Origin of the sequence: Frankia sp. AgKG'84/4, assembly GCF_023242965.2 — a bacterium.
In the GTDB taxonomy this organism is placed as follows: Bacteria; Actinomycetota; Actinomycetes; order Frankiales; family Frankiaceae; genus Frankia.
In genome coordinates this window covers 1-5,078 of the sequence record NZ_JALKFU020000385.1, presented here as the reverse complement: position 1 = coordinate 5,078, position 5,078 = coordinate 1, and the positions used below count along the sequence as shown (strand labels likewise).

The window sequence follows — 5,078 nt, the reverse complement described above, 5'->3', positions numbered from 1 at the left end:
GTATATTGTTTTTATTCGGCGGGGGTGTGCCCGCGGGGGCCCCCGGGGGCGCCGCGGACCACGTCGGCGTCGGGCGGGCGGGGTAGGTCGGCGCGGTCGGTGAGGACGCGCAGCAGTGCCTCGACGACCGGCGTCGCGACCTGCTCGGCCATGATCCGCCGGTAGGCGTGGTAGACGGCGTCGTCGGCGAGGCGGGCGGTGCCGGCCGGAGCGAGCCGGAGCAGGCGGCGCCGTGCGGTGCGGGTGCCGCGCACGGCGTCGTTGTGGGCGCGCAGCGCGGCGAGATCCGTGCCGATGGACTGGTTGAGCGCCGCGTCCAGCGCCCCGAGCAGGGTGCTGGACACCGGCGGCGGGGCCGGCAGCGGCTGCGGCGAGCTGGCCCTGGGTGCACCGTGCGTCGGCGGTTGCGACAGTAGCTGGGCCGGGCGCGCGGACGGCACGACGTAGGTGAGCACCCGGCGGACCTGGCGTTCGGCCGGCCGGTCGAAGATCGCGGCGAGCGCCGGCCCGATCGGCCGGTTCACCAGGATCCCGCCGTCCGAGGCGTGGAACGAACGGGCGCTGTTGACATAGGCGGCCAGGTCCGGATGGGCGTCGTCGACCGGGCGGCCGACGGGCACCCAGGCGGGTTCGAACGCCCCGGGGAAGGCGGAGCTGGCCCGGGCGGCGAGCGCGAGGCGGGGGATGGCGCCGGGGTCGGTGAGGTCGGGCGTGCCGAAGACGAACAGCCCGCGGTAGTCGACGTCGTACATCGTCCCGCCGAGGGAGTCGGTGTGCTCGACGACCTCGCCGCGCACGATCGTCGTCGTCACGAACATCGACGTCGGGCGGGTGGCGTGGCGGTGCTGGCGCGGGGCGGTCGCGGCCACCGCCGAGAACGCGGTGTGCAGCGCGGGCAGCACGACGGCGTCGCCCCGCAGCAGGGAGGGGAAGGCCCGGTCCGCGGGGGTGCGCATCATCGCGTCCAGGGAGCCGAGGGAGAGCCACAGGTCGCGCAGCGGCGCGAGGTCGGCGCGCCGCGCGTTCGCGAAGCCGAGCATGGCGGCGTTGATGCCACCGGCGGACGTCCCGGCGAGCACGTCCACCGCGATCTCCACGTCGAGGATCGCGAGCAGGCGGGCGTAACGGGCGGCGACGGCGGCGTCGGTGGGGTCCGCGGGGCCGCCGACGCTCGCGTGGTCCCGGGCGCCGGTGGCGAGGTTGATCTCGGTGGCGACCCCGCCCATCCACACGGCGAGGCTGGCCCCGCCGGTCATCACGACCGCAAGTCGAACTTCCTGGGTCGCCTCGTCACGCATGGTGGCAAGAGTAGACGGGCCGGACATGCGCTGGTCGGCCATCCGACCGAGGTCCGTCGGCTCGGGCGATTCGCGGCGGCAATCAACCGGTCGTCCCACTTGTCAGCGGGTTACCCGTGGGTAGCATGGGAACTACGTACTCACGAGTAGCAAGCCGGTCTCGGCCCTCAGGTGCCGCCGGTGCTCCCGAAAGGAGCCATCCCATGGGGCACTACCGGAGCAACCTTCGCGATCTGGAGTTCAACCTCTTCGAGCTCTTCGACGTCGGTGCCACGCTGGGCACCGCACCGTTCGAGGACATGGATGTGGACACCGCGCGCCAGGCGCTGATCGAGCTGGAACACCTGGCCTCCGGGCCGGTGGCGGAGTCGTTCGCTGACGCAGATCGCAACCCGCCGACGTTCGACCCGAAGACCGGCTCGGTGACGCTGCCCGCGTCGTTCAAGCGCTCCTACCAGGCGGTTCTCGACGGCGAGTGGTGGCGCCTGTTCGTCCCCACCGAGGTGGGCGGGCTCGGCGCCCCGCCGACGGTCGCCTGGGCCGGCTCCGAGCTGCTGCTCGGCGCGAACCCGGCGGTCTTCCTGTACCTGGCCGGGCCGACCTTCGCCGGGATCCTGCACCGGATGGGCACCGAGTGGCAGCGCACGATCGCCCGCTTCGCGATCGACCGGCAGTGGGGCGCGACGATGGTCCTCACCGAGCCGGACGCGGGCTCCGACGTCGGCGCCGGCCGCGCCCGCGCCGTGGCACAGCCCGACGGAACCTGGCACATCGAGGGCGTGAAGCGGTTCATCACCAGCGCCGACTGGGATGTGCCCGAGAACATCATGCATCTCGTGCTGGCCCGGCCGGAGGGGCACGGGCCGGGCACCAAGGGCCTGTCGATGTTCGTCGTGCCGAAGTTCATGCCCGACCCGGGGACCGGCGCGCCCGGCGAGCGAAACGGCGTGTACGTCACGAACGTCGAGAAGAAGATGGGCCTGAAGGCATCCACCACCTGCGAGCTGCGCTTCGGTGAGCGGACCCCGGCGGTCGGCTGGCTCGTCGGCGACGTGCACGAGGGCATCGCGCAGATGTTCCAGGTCATCGAGCACGCCCGGATGATGGTCGGCACGAAGGCGATCGCCACCCTGTCCACCGGCTACCTCAACGCGCTGGACTTCGCCCGCACCCGGGTGCAGGGCGCCGAGCTGCCCCGCTCGGCCGACAAGACCGCGCCGCGGGTGACGATCATCCACCACCCGGACGTCCGCCGGATGCTGATGGCGCAGAAGTCCTACGTGGAGGGCATGCGCTCGCTCATCCTCTACACCGCGACGTTCCAGGACCGGGTGGCGCAGGCGGAGGCCCGCGGCGAGACCGACGACCTCGCCGTGCGGATCAACGACCTGCTGCTGCCGATCGTCAAGGGCGTCGGCTCCGAGCGGTCCTACGAACTGCTCGCGTCCTCGCTGCAGGTCCTCGGCGGCTCCGGATACCTGCAGGACTACCCGCTCGAGCAGTACCTCCGTGATGCCAAGATCGACACCCTGTACGAGGGGACCACGTCGATCCAGGGGCAGGACCTGTTCTTCCGGAAGATCGTCCGGGACAAGGGGCAGGCGCTGACCGCCGTCATCGGCGAGATCCAGAACTTCGTCAAGGCGGAGGCGGGCAACGGTGCGCTCCAGCACGAGCGGGAGGCGCTCGGCGCCGCCCTCGACGACGTCCAGGGCATCGTCGGCGCGATGGTCGGCTACCTCACCAGCGCGGCGCAGAGCCCCGAGCAGGTCTACCGGGTCGGCCTGAACACCACCACCCTGCTGCTCAGCCTCGGGGACCTGATCGTCGGCTGGCTGTTGATGCGCGGCGCCGAGGTAGCGGTCCGGGCCCTCGCCGACGGGTCCCCCGGCGACCGGGACACCGCCTTCTACCAGGGCAAGGTGGCCGCCGCCCGGTGGTTCGCGGCGAACGTGCTGCCGGACCTGAAGGCGCGCCGCGGCATCGTCGAGTCCACCGGGCTCGGGCTCATGGAAGTACCCGAAGAGGCCTTCTGAGCCCTCCCGTCGGCCCGGCCGGCGACGCCGAACCGACCGAACACCCACGGACCGCGCGCAGACCCGCGCGGTCCGTGGCGTTCGCGCCGTGGAGTGGTTGTATTGGTTGAAAACAGGGGTAGAGGGATGACATGGGCATCCCGTTGAGTCTCGCGTTCTTCACCCTCGGCGCCATTTTGACTTTCGCTGTCAATTCCCACCCGTCCGGTCTCAACCTGGACACGGTCGGCGTGATCCTGATGCTCGTCAGTCTGGCGGGGCTGGGCATCACCCTGTACCGGGAGCAGTGGCGTCGGAAGATGGTCGAGGAGTCGATCGAGACCGGCTCGCCCACGCCGGTGGCCGTGGACGACACCGTCCTCGTCGATCCGTCGACGCCCTACGAGGCCCCGCGGCGCCGCCAGCCGGACCTGACCGAGGAAGAGGACGAGCACATCAACGCGCGACGTCACCCGGAGGTGGACAAGCAGTCGCACTGATCATCAACGCGCCCGCCAGCACCTGCGAGCTACCGCCCGGTGCGATCTCCCACCACTGGTTGGTCGGGAGATCGCACCGGGCGGACTCAGGAGGTCCGCAGGGGCGGGAAAGCCTGGTCCAGCTCGTTGCGCATGTCCCGCTTCAGAAGATCGTCGGACTCCGAGGACGACTGCCCCTCAAGGAGGAACCGGGCCACTCGGAGGGTGAGATCCACCCGCTCAGCCAGGTTCAGCGTGCCGGTGAACCGGCCGCTGGAGTTGGCGGAGGTCAGCACCTTGGCGACGAACTCGTCCGCGGCCTGAAGTGCCTCCACTCGCGTCATGGTTCCACCTCTTTGTGCCGGAATCCGGTCAGAGGCGCAACCGTACCAGGGAACCTCCGGTGCGCCGTTGTGTGCCCCACTCGCGTGCTTTGTGGGCACCTGGTGTATCCGATGAGTCGATCACGACCAGGCGAGCGCGATGGTGGGATCGGTCAGCATGGCGCCGATGTCGGCCAGCACCGCGGCGCCGAGTTGCCCGTCCACGATCCGGTGGTCGAAGGACAGCGCCAGCTCAGCCACCGTACGGGCCGTCACCTGACCCTCGTGCACCCACGGCGCCGGCCGAACCGAGCCCAGGGCGAGGATCGCCGCCTCGGGCGGATTGAGGATCGGCGTGCCGATGTCGACGCCAAGCGCGCCCACGTTCGTGATCGTGATGGTTGCGCCGCGCAGCCGTGCCGGGTCGAGCCGGTCGGCCCGCGCATCCGCCGTCAGCGCCGCCAGCGCCCGCGCCAGTCCGACGAGGTCGAGCCGGTCGGCGTCCGGGATGTGCGGCACCACCAGCCCGCGCGGGCCCGCCACCGCGATCCCCAGGTTCACCCGGCCGGGCACCTCGATCTCCGGACGCCCGCCGTCGCCGTTCTCGACCCAGCGCGAATTGATCATCGGGTGCCGGCGCACGGCCACCAGCAGAGCCCTGGCCGCGAACAGCAGCGGCGTCACCCGCAGCCCGGCGAAGTCCGGCAGCTCCATGATCCGCTTGCGGCCGTCCATCGTGGCGGTCATGTCGGCGCTGAGGAACTCGGTGACCTGCGGCGCCGCCGCGACGCTGGCGACCATGGCCTGCGCCATCATCCGCCGGACGCCGACGACGGGTACCCGCCAGCCGCCGGTGTCCGCCGCGAATGTCGCGTCCGCCGGGATCGCACCCACCAGGGGGGCGCCTGCCCCGGGGGCGGTGCCCGGCGCCGGGACGCCGGTGGGCACCTCGCCCGGCAGTGC

General features: G+C 71.5%; 5 protein-coding genes. 2 read left to right on the top strand and 3 right to left on the bottom strand.

Annotated features, from left to right (window positions below; all coding sequences use genetic code 11):
- Positions 1-11: 11 nt before the first annotated feature.
- Positions 12-1,340 carry a patatin-like protein gene (locus tag MXD58_RS19600; protein WP_250609696.1) on the bottom strand — a complete coding sequence of 443 codons (1,329 nt, stop codon included), beginning with the start codon at positions 1,338-1,340 and terminating at the stop codon, positions 12-14.
- A gap of 161 nt (positions 1,341-1,501) precedes the next feature.
- Between MXD58_RS19600 and MXD58_RS19595 the strand changes: the two genes are divergently transcribed.
- On the top strand, positions 1,502-3,334 hold the full coding sequence (locus MXD58_RS19595; protein ID WP_248840115.1) for an acyl-CoA dehydrogenase: 1,833 nt from the start codon (positions 1,502-1,504) through the stop codon (positions 3,332-3,334).
- 131 nt (positions 3,335-3,465) lie between these two features.
- Positions 3,466-3,813: a hypothetical protein gene (locus MXD58_RS19590; protein ID WP_248840116.1), complete on the top strand. Its 348-nt coding sequence runs from the start codon at positions 3,466-3,468 to the stop codon at positions 3,811-3,813.
- Positions 3,814-3,899: 86 nt separating this feature from the next.
- Here MXD58_RS19590 and MXD58_RS19585 read toward each other — a convergent pair whose 3' ends face one another.
- Both MXD58_RS19585 and MXD58_RS19580 read right to left on the bottom strand, forming a co-directional pair.
- Positions 3,900-4,136, bottom strand: a complete 237-nt coding sequence (locus tag MXD58_RS19585; RefSeq protein WP_101836413.1) for a hypothetical protein — start codon at positions 4,134-4,136, stop codon at positions 3,900-3,902.
- Between the two features lie 120 nt (positions 4,137-4,256).
- On the bottom strand, positions 4,257-5,078 hold an 822-nt coding region (locus tag MXD58_RS19580), incomplete at its 5' end, for a 2-oxo acid dehydrogenase subunit E2 (RefSeq protein WP_250609695.1).